This window comes from Streptomyces sp. CA-106110, assembly GCF_050936285.1.
In the GTDB taxonomy this organism is placed as follows: domain Bacteria; phylum Actinomycetota; class Actinomycetes; order Streptomycetales; family Streptomycetaceae; genus Streptomyces.
On record NZ_JBNJNB010000001.1, the window covers coordinates 11,613,908 to 11,633,268 of the forward strand.

Here is a 19,361-nt window from a genome sequence, read left to right on the forward strand (position 1 = left end):
TCACTCGCCTTTGCCAGAGCTCGATGCCGAACTCGTCCGGACAACGCGCCGGCAGCCCGGTCTCCTCGCCCGTGGTCTTGCGGACGGTCTTGCGGGAACCTGACGCCGTGGAGCCGGGGGAACGTCCGTGCCCGTGTGTCGGCTCGGTCGCGGCCCTCGGCGTGCAGCCATCCTGGATCCTCTTCTCCTGGCTGCTCGGACTTCGCAGGAAGAGGAGAGTCGAGGTCGCCGGTCGTTGGGTGAACCGCATACCTCGGCTCGCGCGGGAGGGGAAGCACCTCGGCCGGGCCGTTGCAAAGGCCAGGGCGGCGGCACCGGCCACCCGAGCAGGAAGTGCACGCGCCGTCGGCGCACTGACGCATCAAGTCGGTTGTGGACTGGGCTGGTTCGCCGGATTCGGGGGTGAGGGTGACCAGGGTCCGGAAACCGCCGGTGCGCCGCTTCGGCCTCCTCCCGGCGGGGGCTCACCAGTTGGATCAGCCAGTCGTAGTGATCCTTTGGCCGTGTGTGATACGTACGCCCGGCGACCAGGCGATGTCGGGCACCCTCTACGGTGTGGCCTCACGGTCTTGCCGACCAGCGTCCGGAGGGATGTGTCACGCGGGCCGGCGACTGCGGTCGTACGGCACCAGGGCTTGAAGGCGATTGGCCCAAGGCGCTGAGCATCACTTGGTTTCTCTAAGCCGATCAGAGACGCGCCTGAGGTGCATGCCGCCGCCCCCTGGACAGCCGTGCCCACCCGTGTACGCGGCTGGCATCCGAGAGTCCCGGCGTGGGGTGGCCGCCTGCCACTGCCGAAGCCGCGTGACGGGAGCGGTCAGAGCCCTGCGACCGAGCCGCAGAACTGCCCCGGTGTGGACACAGTCCCCCGCTGACAGGTTGTGCAGGCGAAGCAGCCACAGCGCCTGACCGGCCCCGGGGATGTGTGACACCACAGCGGCCAGATCGACCGGATGGCCGGTTGGGCCCGCCCCTCGACTCGCCGGTCGTGTACCCGGACGGCCTTCACCTTGATCAGTCCGGCCGTGGTGGCGCCCCTGCCCGGTCGGCGGCAGCCGCTTCGACCACCAGCCGCCCCTGCGCGCGTGGGCCGATCAGCCCCTCGGCCATAGAGGTGCCGGTGTCGGCCTCCCAGGCCGCCGCACTCATCCGCCGGGTGCCCTTGTCGGACGATCTCGCCGAACCCGGAGCCGTGTGGCGTGGTGACATCGGTCGACGACGGTGATCACGAGCGTGCACGAGCACAAGCCTTCCCGATGACCATCGGCTGGACGTCCTCAGCGCACTCCTCCCGCCCGATTTACCGGTCTTGAGGCGGTTCGCTTGTTGTCGGCTGCCCGGCCCCCTCTGCGCCCACGGCCCGACCCTTCGGTGACGACATCTTCCTGGCGCCTTGTGCCGCCGTGGGCTCACACCCGACAGCTGTGGTCGCGTCACGGGGCGGCGAGGCCGCCGAGTGACGCGACCGTCCCGGCCTCGCCTCACGCCCGGATGGTGACCAGCTTCTGACCGTTGCCCGCGAGGATCTCAAAGTGCTCGATGGCTCCCGGGGACATGGCCACCGCCCCTGGGATCGTGGTGCCGGGAGGGTACTCACCTGCCCGCCAGGTGGCGCCGTCCGTCCTGGCTCCGTTGGGGCCGACCGCCTGCAGCCGGCAGGTGATTCCGGCGGGCGCGCCCTTGGCGGAAACCTGCAGGACACTGCCCCAAGCAGAGGGCCAGACCTTCACCGAGGCGGAGACGCCGGTGGCGGGATCGTTTCCGGAGAAGGTGCGCCAGGCAGTCGGCGCGGTCGGCCCGGGCGGCGTCGCCTGACTGCCCACAGGGCCGACAGCCGCCAGCCATGTGCCGCCGGCCGCTGCCGCGATGAACGTCAGGGAGGCGGCGGCGCCGGCCAGTTGCAGACGCCAGGTCCTTCGGCGCCGGGCCGCGGCCTGCTGCAGCAGCCTCTCCAGCACACCCGCCTGTGGTGCCTGCGGTACCACAGGCACGGCGGGCCGTGCGGGCGGGGAGCCTTGCGCGCTTTCGGCTGCCCGTGTCACCAGCCGGTCGGCTAGGTCCCCGTTGGCTGTCGGCAGCGTCCGGCCCGCGGCTTCGGCAGCGGTCACCGTCGCCAGCAGTGCAGGCAGTCCCGCCAGCTGGGTGTATTCGGTCCGGCACTCGTCGCATTCCGCGAGGTGGACGCGCACCTGTTCCCTTTCCGTCGAGGGCAGCGTGCCCAGGACGTATCCTCCCAGTGCCAGCCGGAGGGCGTCGTGCCCCGCACTCATGGTCGCCACCTCCTACAGGCCGCGGTCATGGCTCGATTCCCCGTTCCTGCAGTGCCAGTCGCAGGGCGTGCAGGGCGTAGTACGTCCGTGACTTCACGGTGCCCGGCGGGATGCCCAGAACCTGTGCGGCCTCCGCCATGGTCCGGCCCCTGTAGTAGGTCTCCAGCAGCACAGCGCGGTGGTCCGGGGACAGCGTCCGGAGGGCGTCGGCAACCGCCCAGCTCTGCAGTGCCTGCTCGATTTGGTCCTCGCCGGGTGTGTGCTCGGCGGCTCGCTCCAGGACGTCGCCGCCGACCTCGGTCGGCCTGGCCTGCCGGGCCCGGTGGGCGTCGATGACCAGATGGCGGGCGACCGTACACAGCCATGCCCGGGCCGGGCCGCGTGCGGGGTCGAACGCGGCGGGATGCTGCCACGCTCTCAGCAGCGTCTCCTGCACCACATCCTCCGCCCATTGCCGATCTCCTGAGGTCAGTCGCAGCGCGTAGTGGAACAAGGGCCCTGCGTGTTCTGCGTAAAGGGTGCGCAGCAGTTCCTCATCCGCGGTCGACAGGGTCCCTATACCAGAGACACGGTGCGCGGAGCGATCCGGATCGGTCCTTGGATCACGTTTTCGGGAACTCCAGGACATAAGCCGATCATCGCGCATATGCACTGCTTTGTCCTGTAACGCACGACGCGGCACAGGTGACACTCTGTGATCGTCGGGGGCGGCACTTCGTGCCAGGCCTCACGACACCACCAGGACCATCTGCGCCCAGCGCCTGGGGGAGGCGGGGTGGTCTGGGGCAATGCCGCGAACTCTCCCAAAAAGTGCATATGGGTTGAACCGTGGACCCCCTGTCGTCCGTGGAGCCAGACGAGAGCGAACTTGCTCGCAATTCCTCATCAATACCCCACGGACAAAAGGCGGATCAGAAGTGACCAAGATGCACCACGCGACGCACGCACTCCTTGCGCCAGCCACGCTCGTCCCACCCCCGCGCATCGAAGTCGGCGCTGCCGCGCGGCCCCGGCCCGTGCCCAGCGCACACCAGGGCGCCCGCTCTGCGCAGCGCTCGACGCGTACAGCGACCGAGAGCCGTGCAACCACCAGGGCGGAACTCCGCCCGGCCCAGCGTGGGCACCACCCGCACGGGCACCGCCGGCCTGCCACGAGTCACTCGCGGCCCCCGCATGGGGAACTGCCGTACGCCGCCTGCACCTTCGCGACATGCAAGGGCGGATGCGCAGCGCGGGGCACCTCGAGGCGAGCGTCCGGCACGCAGCGCCACTGCCCGTTCGCTGGGTCCGTGAGGGCTATGCGGCCATGAACACGGCATCCACCACACATCCCTGCGGTTGCCTGCGCCCAGTCGGCGCAGTCCCCGTCTTTGCCTGATCAGTGAGGAACGGACACCATGCACCTGAACTTTCGCACACCAGGCCGTCGATCACGGGCCGCGGCCGGGCTGGCCGTCGCCACCATCGCCACCGCCGGCGCGGTGGGGCTCCTCAGCTCATGCAGCCAGCCCTGGCATTCCTCGTCCACCAGAGCCGGCGCCATCACACCCGGTCCGGGTCAGCACCAGACGGCCGGGATGCCCGGCGCCACGGGGCCGGGGAACACGCCGGGCGCCTCGCCGATGCCCAGCATGAGCATGCCCAAGAACCCCCCGGTCACCGGCGCGCCGGTGACCGGGAACGCCGTGGCGATCAAGAACTTCGCATTCTCCCCGGCCATGCTGAAGGTCAAAGCGGGCACGACGGTCACCTGGACCAATCAGGACACCGACGCCCATACCGTCACCAGTGCCGGATCGGGCGGCCCGCTGCATTCCGCCGCCCTGGCCACCCATGCCACCTACAGCTACACGTTCACCAAGCCCGGCACCTACGCCTACCTCTGCACCATCCATCCGTTCATGACCGCCACCGTGGAGGTGACCTGATGGCCGACTACTACGACTGCCACGGCGGAGAACCGGCTGACGACGCCGGTTGCCCCCATACGGAACACGGCATGACGAGGCGTCAACTACTGAGGCACGCAGGGTGGTTCGGGGCGCGGTGGTGCTGACCGTGGCCAGTGGAGAGGTGATCAGCCACATCGCTGGCTCGCCGGGCGCCAACGCCGGGGTGCCCGCCGGGGCCGACCTTGCGGGAAGCGGTGCGCTGCGGTTCGTGCAGGTCTCCGAGAGCCATATCGGGTTCCGGGGCCCGGCGAACATGGACGTGGCCGGCTCCTTCACCGAAGCGATCAACCAGGTCAACTCGCTAGGCTTCAGGCCTGACTTCGTCATGCACAGCGGCGACCTGACCCATCTGTCCACGGCCGGGCAGTTCGACCAGGTCAAGCAGATGATGTCCAAAATGAAGACAGACCGCGTCTTCACTGTACCGGGCGAGCACGACTCCATCGGCGATGCGGGCCGCGCCTACCGGCGGACCTTCGGCATGGGCACGCTCGGCGATGGCTGGTACAGCTTCGACACCCACGGCGTGCACTTCATTGCCCTGGTCAACACCCTGAGCCTGGAAAAGCTCGGCCACCTCGGCAACGATCAGATCGACTTCGTTCGCAGGGACGTCGCCGGACTGTCGTCGGACACCCCCATCGTGGTCTTCAGTCACATTCCGCTGTTCGCCATGTACCCGCAGTGGGGCTGGAGCACCGACGACGCCCTCAAGGTCATCGCCCTCCTGCGCCGCTTCTCCTCCGTCACCTGTCTCAACGGGCACGTCCACCAGCTGTTCACCAAGACAGAGGGCAACATCACCTTCCACTCCGCCACCACCACCGCCTACCCGCTGCCCAAACCGGGCCGTGCCCCCGCCCCCACCCCGCAGGTCGTCCCTGCCCGGCAGCTCAAAGAGGCACTCGGCATCCGCAGCGTCGGCTACCGCCAAGGCGACCGCGAGCTGGCCATCAAGGACCAGAGGCTGGCATGAACACCCGAAGATTCCTCGCCCCCGCCCTGCGGTCGGCGACCGCTGCAAGCCTCGCCGCCGGCGGATACATCCACGCCCAGCTCTACATCGACGAGTACCGCTTCATCCACATCATCGGCCCCCTGTTCCTGCTGCAGGCCAGCGCTTCCTTCTCCCTCGCTGCCCTGCTGCTGATCGGGACACCACCCCTGCTGCTGAGGACCGCCGCGGCAGGCGTCGCGCTCGGCGCCCTCGGCGGCTTCACCGCCTCGCGCACCGTGGGCGTGTTCGGATTCACCGAGCGCGGTCTGCAGCCCTCGCCGCAAGCCGTCCTCAGCTTCCTCGCCGAAATCGGCACGCTGCTGCTCCTCGCCATCTGGCAGATGACCCTGACCAGAGAACACCGCGCCGCCCGACCACCCGTCAGGCCCCCATCTGGAACCGGGCCACCACCTGCACACCACCCGACTGAACCAGCACCATGAATCCGCCGGGTTGCCGGCGTCCTGGCCCGGGGTGCGGCGGGACGGGCGAAGCGAGACTACCTGGCGCCTCGGACGGCCAGGCGGGTAACCCCAAAGCGGCAGGGCGCCACCGCATGCGGCCCCCTGCTGATCCTTGGTCGTCGCCGTCAGCGAGCGAGCTGTCTCGGCGAAGCTGGCACGCCAGTCGCCGGCGGCACCCGCAGCGGAACTGCTCAACCAGCGACCGCCAGGACGGACACGACGGCGGCTGCGGTGCGGTGAGGGCGTTGGCAGCGAGGTGGAGTCGTACCCGACAGCTGTCGGTGTGGGTGGCCTCGCGGAAGTCGGTCGTGGAGGGCGAGGAGACAGTCCGTCTGCATTCGGGGGCAATTACCCTAGACTTTCGGTCATGATGGAGGGGGCCAACCTTGCTGTTGCCGTCGTCGGTGTGGTCGCCGCCGTGGCGTCGGCGTACTTCGCCTATGTGCCCGTACGGGACATGGTTCGGCGGCGGCAGGTGCGGGCGCCGCGGCGGCGGCCCCCGGAAGGGCAGCCGCAGAGGCCGTACGACGTCTTCGTGTCGTACGCCGATGCCGAAGCCGGTGCCGCCGAATCGCTGGCCGGCCGGTTGCGGGACGCAGGGTTGTCCGCGTTCCTGGTGAGGTGGGTCGAGCCGGGGCTCATCCCGCTCCTGGAGGCCGAACGGGCGCTCGCCGACGCGACCTTGGGTGTACTGCTGTTCGGCGTGGGCAGCATGGCCGACGCCAGAATCCGGGACGAGTACGCGGCACTGCTCCAGCGCACGTACGACGGCGGTCTGCGTTTCGTGCCCGCGCGTGTCGGTGGCGCCGGTCTCCCTCCGTTCGCCGCCATCCGGCAGCCGGTGGACCTCGGTGGCGGGCCGGGCAGCGAGGGCTACGAGGGTGAAGTCGACCGGCTGGCGCGGATCGCCCTGCGGGAGCGGCGCGAGGCGGGTGCCTGACCTGGTGGTGACCGGGCCGTGGCAGCTGCCGCGCGGTACCGAGGTGCGCGTGCTACGGCGGGGGCGCCGTGGTCGTACCGTGCTGGCCCGCAGCGAGGGCGACAACGGCGGCCTCGTCGCCGTGCGCTACATACCCGCCGCCCTGCTGATCCACCGGCCCCGCGCAGCCGCCTTCCGCGTGGACGCTGCACGGCTGACCCGGTGTCGAGCTGCCTGGGGCGGTACCGCTGCGCCAGTACGTCGAGGCGTCCCGGCTCACGGCGGCGTACGCCAGGTCGGCCGGGGCGGTCGGGGGCGCGCTCGTGGGCGATGCCGTCAATGGGGTGAGCCTGGCGGGGTGCTGGAGCGGCGCCGTGCGCTGTCCGTGCGGGGAGCGCTCGTCGTCTTCCGGTAGACGCTGCCGGCCTTGGCAGCCGTGCACCGGCGCGGACTCGTCCACGGTGATGTGCGGCCGGCAAGGTGCTTGTCGGCGCCGATGGACGTCCGTTGCTGACCGGGTTGGGACGCGCCGCGCTTACAGCCGGGGCAGCCGAGCTGCGTGCGCCTGGGCTGTGACGCGGCGGCGGAGGTGCGGTGAGCGCAGGCGACGTGTATGCGGCCGCGTGCCTGTTCCAGCTGTGCCTGACCGGGCGACTTCCGTTTCCCGTGCGCGAGTTGTTGAGCCTGATGGCCCGGCACGTCACCGCTGCGGTGCCGCCCCGAGCCGTTGCCCGACCGCTGCGCGCCCCGCTGTGCGTCGGGCTGGCGAAGGGTCCGGTGACGCGTCCGGGCGCCGATGACCTGGCGGCCGAAGTTGAGTGGGCGGCGCGTGCGGAGTGCGGCCCGGACTGGGAGCGGCTGGGGCAGGAGGACTTGCGGGTGCTCGCAGACAATCTCCCCGGACGTTTCTTCGGACATGTTCCCGGTCGCCTTCGCAGACATGCCCCCGAATGCCTCCCCGAACTGCTGCCCGCACACTTCCTCTGACCTCAAGCGATCCTCCTTCTTCTCACCGTGCGGTGCCGATTGCGCGAGAGCGGGGCGGAGGCGGGCGTTCCTCCCTTAGCCTGGTCCTCCTCCGAGAGGGTTCCGCCGTTGAACGACGTGTTCGTCTCCTGCGCTGCGGAGGACGCCGCTTGGGCCGGACAGCTGGCCCGACAACTCGTCGAGCACGGTCTGTCGCCGTTCTTCGCCGAGTGGAGTATCGAGCCCGGTGATGTGGTCAACCTCCGGCCGCAGGACGCGCTGCGGTCGTCCGCCAACGGAATCGCCACGAGTAGAGGTGGGTGTGATGGCTGCTCGTCGTCCGTGTCCGCCAGCTCCGGGCCCGCTGGAACCGTACGCTGCCCGCTTCGGTGGTCTGTTCGACTCCCTGGCTCGGTGTCGGGGTTTTCTTCAGTATCTGACCGGGTTGCTGGCGCCGCGGGAGCGGAACGAGACCCTGTCGTGTCTGGCTGGGGCTGAACCGGTGATGGGAGCCCGGCATCCCGCGGTGCAGCGGCTGCAGTTCTTCCTCTCCGAATCCCCCTGGGAGCACGTGCGGATCAATGCCCGGCGTCTGCAACGGTTGCTGGGCGATCCGCGCACGGCTCCGCATCCGGATGGGGTGCTGGTCATCGACGATTCCGGCGATCGCAAGGACGGTCGGGCGACTGCGAACGTGGGCCGTCAGTGGGTGGGCCGGTACGGCAAGACCGACAGTGCCGTGATCACGGTGACCACGCTGTGGGCGGACGAGAACCTGTACTACCCCCTGGATGCGGTGCCCTGCACACCTGCCCACCACAGCGGATGCCGGTGGCGATGGTGACCCGGCCGTGGCGGTTGCCGGGGAGCACCGAAGTGCGGGAACTGCACGACGGGCGGTGCGGGCGGACGGCGCTGGCGCGGGTCCACGGGGAGAGTGGCGGACTTGTGGTCGTGCGGTACGTGCCCGCGGGGCTGCTGATCCATCAGCGGCGCGCCGAGGCCTTCCAAGCAGACGTCGAGCGGCTTGCCGGGATCGATGTGCCCGAGGTGGTTCGGCTTCGCCGGTACGTCAAGGCGAAGGGGGTCGCTGCCGCGTACAGCCGTTCCGTCTCGGCGGTAGGCGGCGCGCTCGTGAGCGACGCGGTCGAAGGCGTCGCCCTGTCGCGGGTGCTGGAGGTGCATGGGAGGCTGCGCGCTTCGGCGGCGCTGGTGGTGTTCCATCGCATTTTGCGGGCGCTGGCCGCCGCGAGTGACCGCGGGCTGGTCCATGGTGATGTACGACCGGCCAAAGTGCTGATCGACGGTGCCGGAGCGGTGACGGTGTCCGGCTTCGGACTCGCCGCGCTGACCATAGGGGCGCCCGGAGTGCGTGCGCCGGAGCTGTGGCGCGGAGCCGGTGCCGCGACGCCCGCGGCCGACGTCTACGCGGCGGCCTGTGTGTTCCACATGTGTCTGACGGGTGACCTTCCCTTTCCCCTGGTGCAGTTGTTCAGTCTCATGGCACGGCACACCACGGCGCCGGTACCGATGACGGCGGTCCCCGGGCCGCTGCGCCCGCTGATCGCTGACGGGCTGACGAAGAATCCCGAGCTGCGCCCCGGCGCCAGGATGCTGGCGAGCGCGGTGGAGCGCGTGGCGGTGACGGAGCTCGGCCCCCACTGGAAAGCGCGCGGCACGGCAGCGCTGAGGAACCTTGCCGCGCCCTTGCTGGAGGAACTGCCCGCACCCGTGCCGGCTCCTCTCGCCGACGCGGAACGCGCAACCCCTCCTCCTGCCCAGTCCACCACGCCTCCGCCCGTGCCACTGTTCCGGCCCGATCCCAGGCCTCTGTTCCGGCCTCAGCCTCAGCCCCGCCCCCAGCCCGGGCCCCAGCACGAACCTCGATCCCGGCCGCGGCCTCAGCTTCCACCTCGGCCCCGACCGCCCGCGGCCCCGTTCGTCGGGCGGCGCCGAGTGCTGGGGCGGGCGAGGCTCATTTTCAGGCTGGCCGTGTTGGGGGCGGGGGTGGCAGGGATCCTTTACGGAGTTTCGCAGCTGTTCGGCGGCGACGGCGGGCTCTTCGGGCTCATGCCGCAGGGCCCCGCCTCGTCCAGGCCCTCGGATTCGCCATCGACGGCGCAGGGCCGCGCTTCCTCCAGGCCCTCGGATTCGCCATCGACGGCGCAGGGAGGTGTCTGTCCGGCCGCAGGCGGGCTGTCGCTCTCTCCGTCGAGCGGTGACATCCATACCAGGATCACCGTGAGCGGATCCGGCGTGGTGGCCAATGGGAAGGTCGAAGTGATCTTCCACACCAATCCGATGGGGTCCGTTCCGACCGACAGCCGCGGCTGCTTCCGGGCGACGTTCCCCATCCCCAACCAGGAGTTCTACGGCCACTTCCCGGGCGCCCAGTTTGACGTGCACGTGACCGAATACAGTTCCGGAGACGTTTACCAGGGTAACGGACCCAGCCCACAGGCTTTTGACCTCACTCGCTGATAGCACGGTCGGGTTGATTGTGTGACAACGGGGTGGAATGGCGTGTTCCGACCTTACCGTGGTCTCGCTGGAACTGACGGCTCGTGCCACCGCTCACCCTGGAGGTCCGGCGGGTTGAACGACGTGTTCCTCTCCTATGCCGCTGAGGATGCCGCCTGGGCCAGGATGTTGGCCGAACATCTGGCCGGATACGGGGTGTCGCTGTTCTTCGACCAGTGGAGCATCGAACCGGGCGACGTAGTGGTCCACAAGGTGGACGCTGCTCTCCTTACCGCCGCGCACGGCATCGCTGTGATCAGCCCGGCATCGGCACGCTCTACCCGGGCTATGGAGGAGTACGCGGCACTGGCCACCGCCTCTGCTCGACGCGGCCTGCGGTTCATACCGGTTCTGCTCGAGCGGGCGGAGCCGCCTGCGTTCGCCGCCAACCGGGTGTGGCGCGACTTCAGTGGGGCGACCGGCCATGAGTTCCGTGAGAAGGTCGCCGAACTCGCGGCCGTTGTCGCGGGCCGCCCCATCCCCGCGGGCAGTTCGCGGCCCGACGACAATCTCGCGGCCGCCCAACCCGCTGCGCCCAGGCCAATCACTGCGCCGGAACAGCCCGCTTTCGTGGTGTGCTACGCGCCCTCCGACGCTGCGTACGGCCGGCTGCTGGCCGGACAACTGAGAGCGGAGGGGCTGCGGGTTTGGTCGGTCGGCGACCTGCGCCCGGGGGATGCGCACTTCTGGACGATCCGGCAGCAGCTCCGGTATGCCGTGGCGGTGGTCGTCGTGATGACTCCGGAGTCCCAGGACTCCGACGACGTCACCCGCATGATCCTCGAAGGTCAGGTGCATGACCGCCCGTTCGTCCCCGTCCTGCTGCATGGTGAGGTCAACTACCATCTCGCCGCCACCTGGCACGTGGACGCCCGCGACGGCGGGCTGCTCGATGAGGCGGAACTCGAGCTGTTGCGCGGAATCCACATGGACGTGGCCGAGGGCCGCCCGGTCCAGCTGCCCGACGCCCACTCGACAGGTGTCGGCATCCCGGCGCCCCCGGTAGTGCGTGTGTCGGCTTCGGCCGCGCTCGAGCAGCTACGCGCCCATCTCGCCGAGGACGAGTACGAGCACGCCGACCTGCTGACCACGCGGCTGGTCATGGAGGAGGCGGGCCGGCTCACCCAGGGCTGGCTGAGTGAACGCCACGCCACCGCTGTGCCGTTGGAGCTGCTGGCCGGCATCGACGCGGTGTGGGCCGGCCACTGCCACGGGCGGCAGGGATTCCGACGGCAACTGGCACTGGCACCCGCCCCCGGGCGGCGCGGTCCGCGCTTCCCCGACCTAAGTGCCGCGCTGGGCTGGCGTGCCTCGCCGGACGACCCGGTGCCCAGACTCTACAGCGACTTCGTGCGACAAGCCGGGCCAGGCAGGCGGTCCGGCTTCTTCCCGACATTGCGGGACCCGCATCAGCAGAACCATCCCGACTGGTATGACCGTTGGAGCGCGACCGTGCAGGCTGTCCACGCGCGGCTGCGAGAGTGGAAGGCCGCCTCATGGATGTTGTGATACCCCTTGTGGTGCTGGTCGGAGTTGCCGTCTGGGTGGGCTGGGCCGGGCGTGTCGTGGTGCCCTCCGGCCACGTCGGCATCATCACCCGGCGATTCGGCCCGACGCACCCGGACCCTGCGTTCAAGCAGATCAACCCGACCGGCGCACGAGGTGTGCTCGCACGCACCCTGCTCCCCAGCGGGTTCCATTGGCTGACCCCGTTCATCCACTCGGTTGAATACGTGCCTCGAGTGCACGTCCCGGTGGGCATGATCGGCCTGGTCTCGGCCACCGAAGGCCGCACCCGGACGGACGGACGCGCACTCGGCCGTCATGTGGAATGCCGCAGCTTCCAGGACGGCCCGGCGTTCCTCCTCGGCGGTGGCGAGCAGGGCGTCCAGCTGGCCACCCTTGCCGGCGGCCAGTCGTACTACATCAACACCCGGCTGTTCACCGTCCGGATGATGCCGCGTACTTATGTGCCCGCGGGCACGGTCGGCCTGGTCCAGGCGAAAGATGGCACGGTCAGGCCTGCGGACCAGAGATTCGGACGCCATGTAGAGTGCGACAACTTTCAGGACGGCCAGGCGTTCCTGCTCGGCGGTGGTCAGCAGGGAAGACAACTCGCCGTCCTCGGCGGCGGGGCGTACTACGACATCAATCCGGAGCTGTTCGAGGTCGTCACCGTCGACAACGTCGCAGCCTCCCGGGACGGGCTGACCGAGGCCCACCTGAAGGAGGTCTCGATCGAAGAGGGCTACACGGGTGTGGTGGTCACGCTGGACGGGGCCGAGCCCGGACGGGACACGACTGCCACGGTCGCCCCCTGGGTGAACGGGCACCGCAGCTTCCGCCTGCCATGGGTGTTCCTGGCCAACGGAGGCTGCAGAGGTGTGCAGGAGGAGACGCTCGGCGAGGGCACCAGCTACGCGCTCAACCCCTGGTTCGCGCGTGTGATGCTGATCCCGACCCGCGTGCTGATCCTGAAGTGGCACAAGAAGCAGACCGATGAGGCCACCAACTACGATGCAGACCTCGGGCAGATCACCGTCAACGTGCAGGGCTACCGCTTGCACGTGGAGATTTCCCAGAACCTGCGGATCCCGCGGAGCATCGCGCCAAGGCTCGTCAGCCAGTTCGGCGGCGTCCGCACACAGGGACTGGGCGGCCTGGTGGACGACCCCGCCCCGATGCAGCGGTTCGTGCGAGACGTCCTTGGCGTCACCGTGGCCGCGTATTTCAGCGAGATCGCCACGACGAGCTCGGTACGCGAGTTCCTCAATCGCTACCACGACACCCGCAAGGACCTCACGGACAAGGTCAAGCACGCTCTGGAAAGGTGGGGCATCGAGGTGCTGGACACCAGGCTGGGCAACTTCATGCCCGACGACCCCTCGTTGCATGCGGCGTTCAAGGAGCAGTTCGCCGCGGAGATGCAGGGCGACAGGCTGGAGGTGGAAGTAGAGAACGCTAAGCTCAAAGACAGGATCGACGAATACGAGGCGCAGAAGGAGTTCCGGCGTGTCGCCCTCGACCTGAAGGCTGAGGTGGCGCTGCTGGGGCCGGAGAACGCCGCGATGATCCGTATCGTCCGCGAGTTCGCGAAGTTTGACGTTCCGGACTACATCGGCGGGGGTGACATCTCTGCATATGTCCAGGCGCTGCCGATGTCCGCCATGCAGGACCTGCTCTCGCGGCTACGGGAGCTGCGCAGCGACCAGCAGATCGGCCCGGGCGCGTCGCGGCCTAAGCTGACCAAGGACACGGACAGTGCTTTCAACGGTGACTCCATGGCACCCTGAGCTCGAAGTGCACGCCAGCCTGGCGGTACTGGAACAGCTCGCTCTCGATCTTCGCCAGGGCCTTGTCTGCGGCGTACATCGAGAGCTTGGTGCCGGAAGACCTGCCCTGGTGGTACGCCTTGACCATCTCGACGTCCATCCCGTGCCAGGCGGCCAGTGCGGCGTTCCGGGCGCTCTGTTCCCTCGAGTCCTGGGTGGCAGACGGCTTGGCGGCAGCGGACGATGGGGACTCAGAGTGCTTGCCTGAGGGGCTGCTGCACGAGGAAAGGGCCAGCGCGGTGCACAGGCCCCCGACTGCTATGGCGGGCGCGCTCTTTCGGGTGCGAAGGCGAGTGAACCTCGCTGAACGGCGTGGTGTTCGGGTCACATCGTCTCCCCGTGGCGATCCCGTGCGGTGCGGCCGCTGGCTTGGGCTGCGTAGGTGCGTGGCAGTCCGTTCGCGGCTGGAGCCCCGGTGCCGCCACGTCAGGAGGGCGGCCATGCCCGCTGCGACCGTCACCAGCCTCCATGCCGCCCCGGCGGCGTGGTGCTCAGACAAGGCGGAGGCCGTGGTGCCGCGCTCGCAGTACGTCGTGGCAGGTCCCACGATCAGGCCGCACGGGTCCTGGTTCGCGGGGCGGGCACTTGCGGCGACGGCGTTCCCGGTGTGCGGCCACTACGGCTCTGGCAGGCTCAGCCCGAGGGCCAGGGCGAGCACGCCGACGGCGACAGAAAGAACCGTGAGCACGCTCGCGGCCGCAGCGATGCGCCGGGAGCGGCTGGGGGAGAAGCAGCTCATCACATGTGTTCCTCTGGACGATCACCGGCTGTCGCAGCAACGTGCGGACCCTGTGCTGAATCCGGGTGCGAGCCCGTGGTCGTGCGGCGGCGTCCCGGTGTGGTGGTGATGGAGGTGGCGATGCGCGTGATGCGGGGGATGACGGACTTCACCCGGCCGGTGTTCTGCCGGGGGCAGGTCAGCAGGAACCCGCCCTCACGGCCCTTCTGCCCGACCGGGGACAGACCGGTGGTCACCAGCCGCAGCAGCTCCGGGTCGTTCGCGTCGAGCCCGACGAACTCCAGTCCGCGACGGGCCCGTTCGCGGTCAGCGGTGCGGGCGAGCGCCCGGTAGGCCATCAGGCCGCGGTCCGGGCCGAGTTCCTTGGCGTCGTGGGATCCGGCGATGAGGCCGGCGCCGTGCTTGCGGCCGTCGTGGAGGATCTCGTGGACCAGGGCGGTGCCCTCGGCGGAGGACGTCAGCCAGTACAGCTCGTCGAGGATGACCGCGGTGAACCGGCTGGGGTCCTCGAACGCGCTCTGCCGGGCGATCGCGGCGATCAGGTAGAGCACCGCGCGGCCGATCAGGGCCTCCAGCGGCTGCTGATGCAGCACTTCCGGCTTGTCGAACGCCGCCTTCGGCGGCAGCTTCAAACCCGTGGTCGTGATGACGATCATGTCCAAGGCGCTGGAAGCGTCCAGCCTCACCGGCGGCAGCGCGGGGTCGAACACCATCCGAGCTAGGGGGTTGGTCGCGACGACCCGGATGAGGCCGGAGAGGGTGGCGGCCGCGTCCTGCCGCTTGCCGACCTCCCGGTGGGCCATCTCCTGAAGGGTCTCCACCACGCGGTGCATCGACGGGGCGCCGCTGGCGGCTGCCTGCTCGACGGCGTGGTGCAGGACCTCGCCGTTGGTGCTCATCAGGCCGATGCCCAGCTGCAGGGCGAGGTAGGACAGGGCGTAATGGCGGCCTTCGGGGCCGTCGAACATGCGCAGCGGGTCGATCGACACCTCGGCCTGGGCGGCGTCGATGATCTGGCAGCGTCCCTTCGCCGCGGTGCGGGCGAAGGTGGCCCACTCGCGTACAGGCGTGCGGTCGATGCAGATCGCGACCCCGCCGCGCGCCCACACCGCTTCCGCGATCAGTTTCTGAAGGACGCTTTTTCCCGCCCCGAGGTCCCCGACGATGCCCAGGGAGGCGGAGGCGTCCTGCTTCGGCGCATCCGCCACGTTGATCATCACGGGGCGGGTGGTGCCGCAGTCCAGGTCGATGCCGAGGAACGTGCCGTTTGGGTCGCCGACCTCGCCCACAGTGAAGGCGCCGGTCAGCGCCCAGTCCTCGGAGAGCTGATGCTGCGTGAACTCCCGGACCACACCGGGCCGCACGGTGCCGGGCAGACCGAGGGTGAGCAGGGCCTCCTGCAGCCCGGCCGGGCGCACCGTCCGGTAGTCGGCGCCGGACAGCAGCGCCGCAAGAGCCCGGGCTCGGGCATCGCAGATGCCGGCGGTGGGCCCCCACACGCTGAGAACCGTGACGGACTGGACTTCGACCTCGACCGAGGTGCGGGACAGGCGGGCGTCCAGCTCAGCCAGATCGCGGGCAGCCTCGGTCAGGGAGGCGGGCATCCCGGTGGGCCGGGCGTCGTACTGGTCGGCCTGGTCGATCAGCTCGTTCTTCTTGCGCCGCACCTGGTCGCGGGCCTTCTCTGCCGGCACCAGGGTGAGGTCGACGGTGTAGTCGACGGGGAAGTCGAGGGTTTCCAGCTGGGCGAACAGGTCGGCGGCGTCCTGGCTGACGGCGGGTGGGCACTCGGCCAAGGTCAACTGCACCTGGTAGCCCACGCCGGTGTCTGTCTCGACCTGCAGCCACCGCCTGCGCAGCGGGGAGGAGGTCTTCTGCCGCCACCAGGCGTTGCTGCCCGACCGCGTGTTCCGGTCCGCACCCCGCGGGTCGTCGACGTTCTGGAGTGCGGGGTCGATGCCGCCTTCCTGCAGGCGGACTTGTCCGAGGTCGGCGTAACTGGGGGAGCGCAGCACCCCGCCCCGGATCTGACCGCCGTACAGATCGCTGGTCTCGGCCTCGGCCAGCAGCGGCTCGCTAAGGCCGCGGTGCAGGGCGTGCTGGATCATCCACACGATTTCCGCCGGACGCGCCGGACGCAATGCCACGCCGCCGGCGAGCGCAGCCTCCACCCGCGAGGCCTGCTCGCGGTAGGCGGTCACCTCCCGCCGAGCCACGGGCGCGGACCGCATGCCCAGCACCGGCGCGACGTCCGCCCACACCGCACCGAGCTGCGCGGTCAGTTGCCCACCCGCGCGGTCGGCAGTCAGAGGCACGGCCAGCCACAGCGTGCGGCGGTGCATCTCCTGCTGGTTCAGCAGATCCAGGGTGGCTTCGACGTTCTCCACCCACGGATGCGGGCCGTCGTCGGCCGCCTGGCCGCCGGGTTCGATGCCCTCGATCATGCGCAGAGCGATCTCGCCCGAGTCGACCTGCGCGCACAGCCCGAACAGGCGCGGCGCCCCGGACAGGGAGCGGACCAGATGCGTGATCTTCGCGAGCTGCTCGTCGCGGACCGCGGCCGGCACGTAGGTGCCCTGGACGGTCTCCTCTGTGCGGCCGCGTGCGTCCGGGCCGGGGTGCAGCCGGTAGATGGCCCATACGCTGCCGTGCGTCGACCAGACGAGGTGCCCGGCGATGTGACGGATCGGCACCCTCACCGCGCACCCCCACTGTGCTGGGCAAGGGCGAGCAGCTGCTGCACACCCGATGCCGGACGCACCGAGTCCTGGTGTGCCTGCAGCGCAGGGCGCCGCCGCCTGGCCGTGCGGGCTGCCGGGCTTGTGCGCAAAGCCCGGGTGGCTGCAGGCTGTTCGGTAGGGGACAGCGCGGCCATGGACGGGAGCGCGACACCAGCCTCTTCGATAGTGAAGCCGCCGAGCAGCGGGCGGGCAGTGCGGTCGCGTGCGGCCCGGCCGCCGATGCGTCCGCCGGGCGGCTGCCAGGCGAGCAGCACCCATCCCAGCGCGGCCTGCATCGGGGCGCGGCCCTTGATCTTCGGTCGGCGCACCGCCCAGATGGCCAGGACCCAGGCCACAATGGGGACGGGGCCCATCCACATCCAGAGCGGGATCGTCTTGACCAGGACGAAGCCGCCGCCGACCGCGACCGCGATCTGGACGGGCGTATAGGGGCCGAGGGGGATCTTCCAGTCGGCGACCTTGCCCAGCACCCAGGGGTGACGGCGCGCGGCGGTGTAGAAGCGCCCGACCCGCACCGTGGCTGCCGCGCTCATAGCCGGCCTCCCGGGCCTGCGGAGTGGTCACGGGCAGCGGGACGTTCCAACTGGACGATGCCGGGGGTGATGGGTGCACCCTTGGACGGGTTCTTCACCTCGTCGGTGAACATGTTCGCCAAGTCGTTGCGCGCGTTGTACAACCCGAGCGCGATCACCATGAGCAGGAGCGCGCCGATCCCGGCCTTGAGGCTGAACCTCTGGATCATGACGACGACCACGAGCACGACCAGACCCGCCTGCAGGCCCTTGGTCGCCCAGTCCTTGAACATCGTGATCCACGCGTTGCCAAGGTCATTGAGCTGGCCTGCGAGCATCAAGCTGTGCACCGTGGTCACGACCGTCCCCCGTTCTGCACGGCCTGGGACTCCAGAGCCGCGACTTCCCAGCGGCCCGAGCGGGCCTTGAGGGCCAGCTCGTAGGCCAGCGGCCACCGTCCGTCTGCGTCCCGGGCCTCTACCTGGGCAAGGACGTGGACGGTGGTGCCGTCGGCCGGCACCGTGCCGGCGGCGGCCTGTTCCGTGGCGAGGATCTGCTGGATGGTGGCCGCGGTGTAGGAGGCGGGAGAGACTGGCGCCAGGTTCACGCCGGGCGCGAGGTAGCGGTCGACCTCCCCGGACCCGGTCAAATACGCGCCGAAGAACTCCCCGACCGCGGAGGACAGATCACCACCGGAGGGGACGGCCACCGAGTATGGCGACTTCGACGCCCGGACAGGTCCCGGGCCCGCCACCACTCCGGGGGCACCAGTCACCGCGAACGAGCCGCCCGCGGGGTCGGCAGCCACGGGCACCGCGAAATAGCGCACCTGCCCGCTCGTGTACTGCGCAGCCACCGTCACCCACCACCGGCCGGCCTCACGCTGCACACTGCGCACCGCCGTCACCGACTGAAGCTTCGATTGCGCATCGGCGGCCGCGGCGGGCAGCTCGACGGCCGGCGCCAGAGACTGCGCAATCCGCGCCTGCGCACTGTCTGCGTCATCGGTGCTGCTGCGCAGCCACGCGCCGACGAACAGTTGCGCATAGCCCGCCGGGTCGGCGTTGGTCGTCGCAGTGCGCACCGCGGTGGGCTTGGCCGTCGGGGCGGCCGCCCCCGTGGCCGGACCGGACATCATCGCGACACCCAGGGCAACGGGCCCCGCGGCGATCGCGGTGAACAAGGCCAGCCTTGAGAGGCGTACGCGCCGCCGCATCGTCTCCAGCCGGGCACCCGCAGCCATCGGCGCAGCAGCCTCGCTCACCGAGGCCTGCTTGCCAGGCGACATGGTCAACCTCCCAGGTCAGAACGTGTACTTGCTGACCTTGAGAAAACCCGCAGGCCCCGACCTGACCACCGACCATGAAGGCCCGACCACGGTCACGATGGGGACACAAAACCCGTGGTCGGGCTCATGGTCAGCCCAGACCATGAACCCGACCACAGGCCCGGACAGGACCGGGGCCGGGGCCGCCTGAGCCGACCAGCACCGCCGTGAAGACGGCGGGGACCGGGGAGCCGGCCGGAGCGATCCGGGGCCAGTACAGATGGAGGGGCCACCGACGGATCGGGCGCCCGCCGCCTCCAGGAGCCGGCCGCTGCAGACCGGTTGCGCACACTCTGCCCAGTGCTCAGCCCCAAGCCTGGCGGCCGCGTGCCGATGTGCGCAGCCGACTGCGCAGGACCTGGAGGCGGTTGGGCAGCCGCCTGCGCAACGGGTGCCGCCTTCATTGCGCAGACGCGATTGCGCATCCATCTGCCGCGCGGGCGGCGCACTGGTCGGCCCGACCATGAGCCCGACCACGGCAGCCCCATGCGCATGTTGCCGGGCCGTGACCGGTGGTCGGGGCCTGTGGCCGTCAGCCTGGTCGGGGGTGCCGGGTGAGTTGGCGGCATGGACCTCGCGCCCGTCTCCGCACTGGACGACCTCGGTGGCCTCGCACTCGCTC

The 19,361-nt window shown here is 69.9% G+C and carries 18 protein-coding genes and 2 pseudogenes; 10 read left to right on the plus strand and 10 right to left on the minus strand.

Annotated features, from left to right (window positions below; all coding sequences use genetic code 11):
• Nucleotides 1-1,014: 1,014 nt before the first annotated feature.
• The 3 genes from ACQEXA_RS53720 to ACQEXA_RS53730 form a co-directional block, all read right to left on the minus strand.
• Complete coding sequence (locus ACQEXA_RS53720) at nt 1,015-1,149, minus strand: hypothetical protein (protein ID WP_432921612.1); 135 nt, start codon at nt 1,147-1,149, stop codon at nt 1,015-1,017.
• Nucleotides 1,150-1,481: 332 nt separating this feature from the next.
• Nucleotides 1,482-2,270, minus strand: a complete 789-nt coding sequence (locus ACQEXA_RS53725) for a zf-HC2 domain-containing protein (RefSeq protein WP_432921609.1) — start codon at nt 2,268-2,270, stop codon at nt 1,482-1,484.
• Nucleotides 2,271-2,295: 25 nt separating this feature from the next.
• The gene (locus ACQEXA_RS53730; protein ID WP_433133741.1) at nt 2,296-2,898 is read right to left on the minus strand and encodes a sigma-70 family RNA polymerase sigma factor; all 603 of its coding nucleotides are present in this window, start codon (nt 2,896-2,898) and stop codon (nt 2,296-2,298) included.
• A gap of 769 nt (nt 2,899-3,667) precedes the next feature.
• Between ACQEXA_RS53730 and ACQEXA_RS53735 the strand changes: the two genes are divergently transcribed.
• The 4 genes from ACQEXA_RS53735 (at nt 3,668) to ACQEXA_RS53750 (ending at nt 6,623) form a co-directional block, all read left to right on the plus strand.
• Nucleotides 3,668-4,198, plus strand: a complete 531-nt coding sequence (locus tag ACQEXA_RS53735; protein WP_432921603.1) for a cupredoxin domain-containing protein — start codon at nt 3,668-3,670, stop codon at nt 4,196-4,198.
• 130 nt (nt 4,199-4,328) lie between these two features.
• Complete coding sequence (locus ACQEXA_RS53740) at nt 4,329-5,198, plus strand: metallophosphoesterase family protein (protein ID WP_433133743.1); 870 nt, start codon at nt 4,329-4,331, stop codon at nt 5,196-5,198.
• Entirely contained in the window at nt 5,195-5,662 is a 468-nt protein-coding gene (locus tag ACQEXA_RS53745; protein WP_432921597.1) for a hypothetical protein, read from the plus strand. Before ACQEXA_RS53740 ends, ACQEXA_RS53745 begins: the two co-directional genes overlap by 4 nt.
• A gap of 388 nt (nt 5,663-6,050) precedes the next feature.
• Entirely contained in the window at nt 6,051-6,623 is a 573-nt protein-coding gene (locus tag ACQEXA_RS53750) for a toll/interleukin-1 receptor domain-containing protein (RefSeq protein WP_432921594.1), read from the plus strand.
• 52 nt (nt 6,624-6,675) lie between these two features.
• Here the strand turns inward: ACQEXA_RS53750 and ACQEXA_RS53755 are convergent, their stop codons facing one another.
• The gene (locus ACQEXA_RS53755; protein WP_432921591.1) at nt 6,676-7,062 is read right to left on the minus strand and encodes a hypothetical protein; all 387 of its coding nucleotides are present in this window, start codon (nt 7,060-7,062) and stop codon (nt 6,676-6,678) included.
• 134 nt (nt 7,063-7,196) lie between these two features.
• On the opposite strand from ACQEXA_RS53755, the gene ACQEXA_RS53760 reads away from it, so the two are divergent.
• The 6 genes and pseudogenes from ACQEXA_RS53760 to ACQEXA_RS53785 all read left to right on the plus strand — a co-directional run bounded on the left by ACQEXA_RS53760 (nt 7,197) and on the right by ACQEXA_RS53785 (nt 13,381).
• Nucleotides 7,197-7,589, plus strand: a complete 393-nt coding sequence (locus ACQEXA_RS53760; protein WP_432921588.1) for a hypothetical protein — start codon at nt 7,197-7,199, stop codon at nt 7,587-7,589.
• Nucleotides 7,590-7,706: 117 nt separating this feature from the next.
• Nucleotides 7,707-7,859 (plus strand): annotated as a pseudogene (locus ACQEXA_RS53765) (toll/interleukin-1 receptor domain-containing protein); the annotation flags it as partial.
• Between the two features lie 34 nt (nt 7,860-7,893).
• A pseudogene (locus ACQEXA_RS53770) lies at nt 7,894-8,388 on the plus strand (transposase); the annotation flags it as partial.
• 56 nt (nt 8,389-8,444) lie between these two features.
• Nucleotides 8,445-10,049 carry a serine/threonine protein kinase gene (locus ACQEXA_RS53775; protein WP_433133745.1) on the plus strand — a complete coding sequence of 535 codons (1,605 nt, stop codon included), beginning with the start codon at nt 8,445-8,447 and terminating at the stop codon, nt 10,047-10,049.
• A 123-nt stretch (nt 10,050-10,172) separates the two neighbouring features.
• Entirely contained in the window at nt 10,173-11,597 is a 1,425-nt protein-coding gene (locus tag ACQEXA_RS53780; protein ID WP_432938777.1) for a TIR domain-containing protein, read from the plus strand.
• The gene (locus ACQEXA_RS53785; protein WP_432921583.1) at nt 11,585-13,381 is read left to right on the plus strand and encodes an SPFH domain-containing protein; all 1,797 of its coding nucleotides are present in this window, start codon (nt 11,585-11,587) and stop codon (nt 13,379-13,381) included. Before ACQEXA_RS53780 ends, ACQEXA_RS53785 begins: the two co-directional genes overlap by 13 nt.
• Here the strand turns inward: ACQEXA_RS53785 and ACQEXA_RS53790 are convergent.
• The 6 genes from ACQEXA_RS53790 to ACQEXA_RS53815 all read right to left on the minus strand — a co-directional run bounded on the left by ACQEXA_RS53790 (nt 13,356) and on the right by ACQEXA_RS53815 (nt 18,700).
• Nucleotides 13,356-13,520, minus strand: a complete 165-nt coding sequence (locus ACQEXA_RS53790) for a hypothetical protein (RefSeq protein WP_432921580.1) — start codon at nt 13,518-13,520, stop codon at nt 13,356-13,358. The two genes, ACQEXA_RS53785 and ACQEXA_RS53790, sit on opposite strands and share 26 nt — an antisense overlap.
• Before the next feature lie 516 nt (nt 13,521-14,036).
• Complete coding sequence (locus ACQEXA_RS53795) at nt 14,037-14,159, minus strand: hypothetical protein (RefSeq protein WP_432921577.1); 123 nt, start codon at nt 14,157-14,159, stop codon at nt 14,037-14,039.
• The gene (locus ACQEXA_RS53800) at nt 14,159-16,858 is read right to left on the minus strand and encodes an ATP-binding protein (RefSeq protein ID WP_433133747.1); all 2,700 of its coding nucleotides are present in this window, start codon (nt 16,856-16,858) and stop codon (nt 14,159-14,161) included. The genes ACQEXA_RS53795 and ACQEXA_RS53800 overlap by 1 nt, the downstream gene beginning before the upstream one ends.
• Nucleotides 16,855-17,433: a hypothetical protein gene (locus tag ACQEXA_RS53805; protein ID WP_433133749.1), complete on the minus strand. Its 579-nt coding sequence runs from the start codon at nt 17,431-17,433 to the stop codon at nt 16,855-16,857. The genes ACQEXA_RS53800 and ACQEXA_RS53805 overlap by 4 nt, the downstream gene beginning before the upstream one ends.
• Nucleotides 17,430-17,750 carry a hypothetical protein gene (locus ACQEXA_RS53810; protein ID WP_432938774.1) on the minus strand — a complete coding sequence of 107 codons (321 nt, stop codon included), beginning with the start codon at nt 17,748-17,750 and terminating at the stop codon, nt 17,430-17,432. Before ACQEXA_RS53810 ends, ACQEXA_RS53805 begins: the two co-directional genes overlap by 4 nt.
• A 17-nt stretch (nt 17,751-17,767) precedes the next feature.
• Nucleotides 17,768-18,700 carry a conjugal transfer protein gene (locus ACQEXA_RS53815; RefSeq protein WP_433133751.1) on the minus strand — a complete coding sequence of 311 codons (933 nt, stop codon included), beginning with the start codon at nt 18,698-18,700 and terminating at the stop codon, nt 17,768-17,770.
• Nucleotides 18,701-19,361 lie beyond the last annotated feature (661 nt).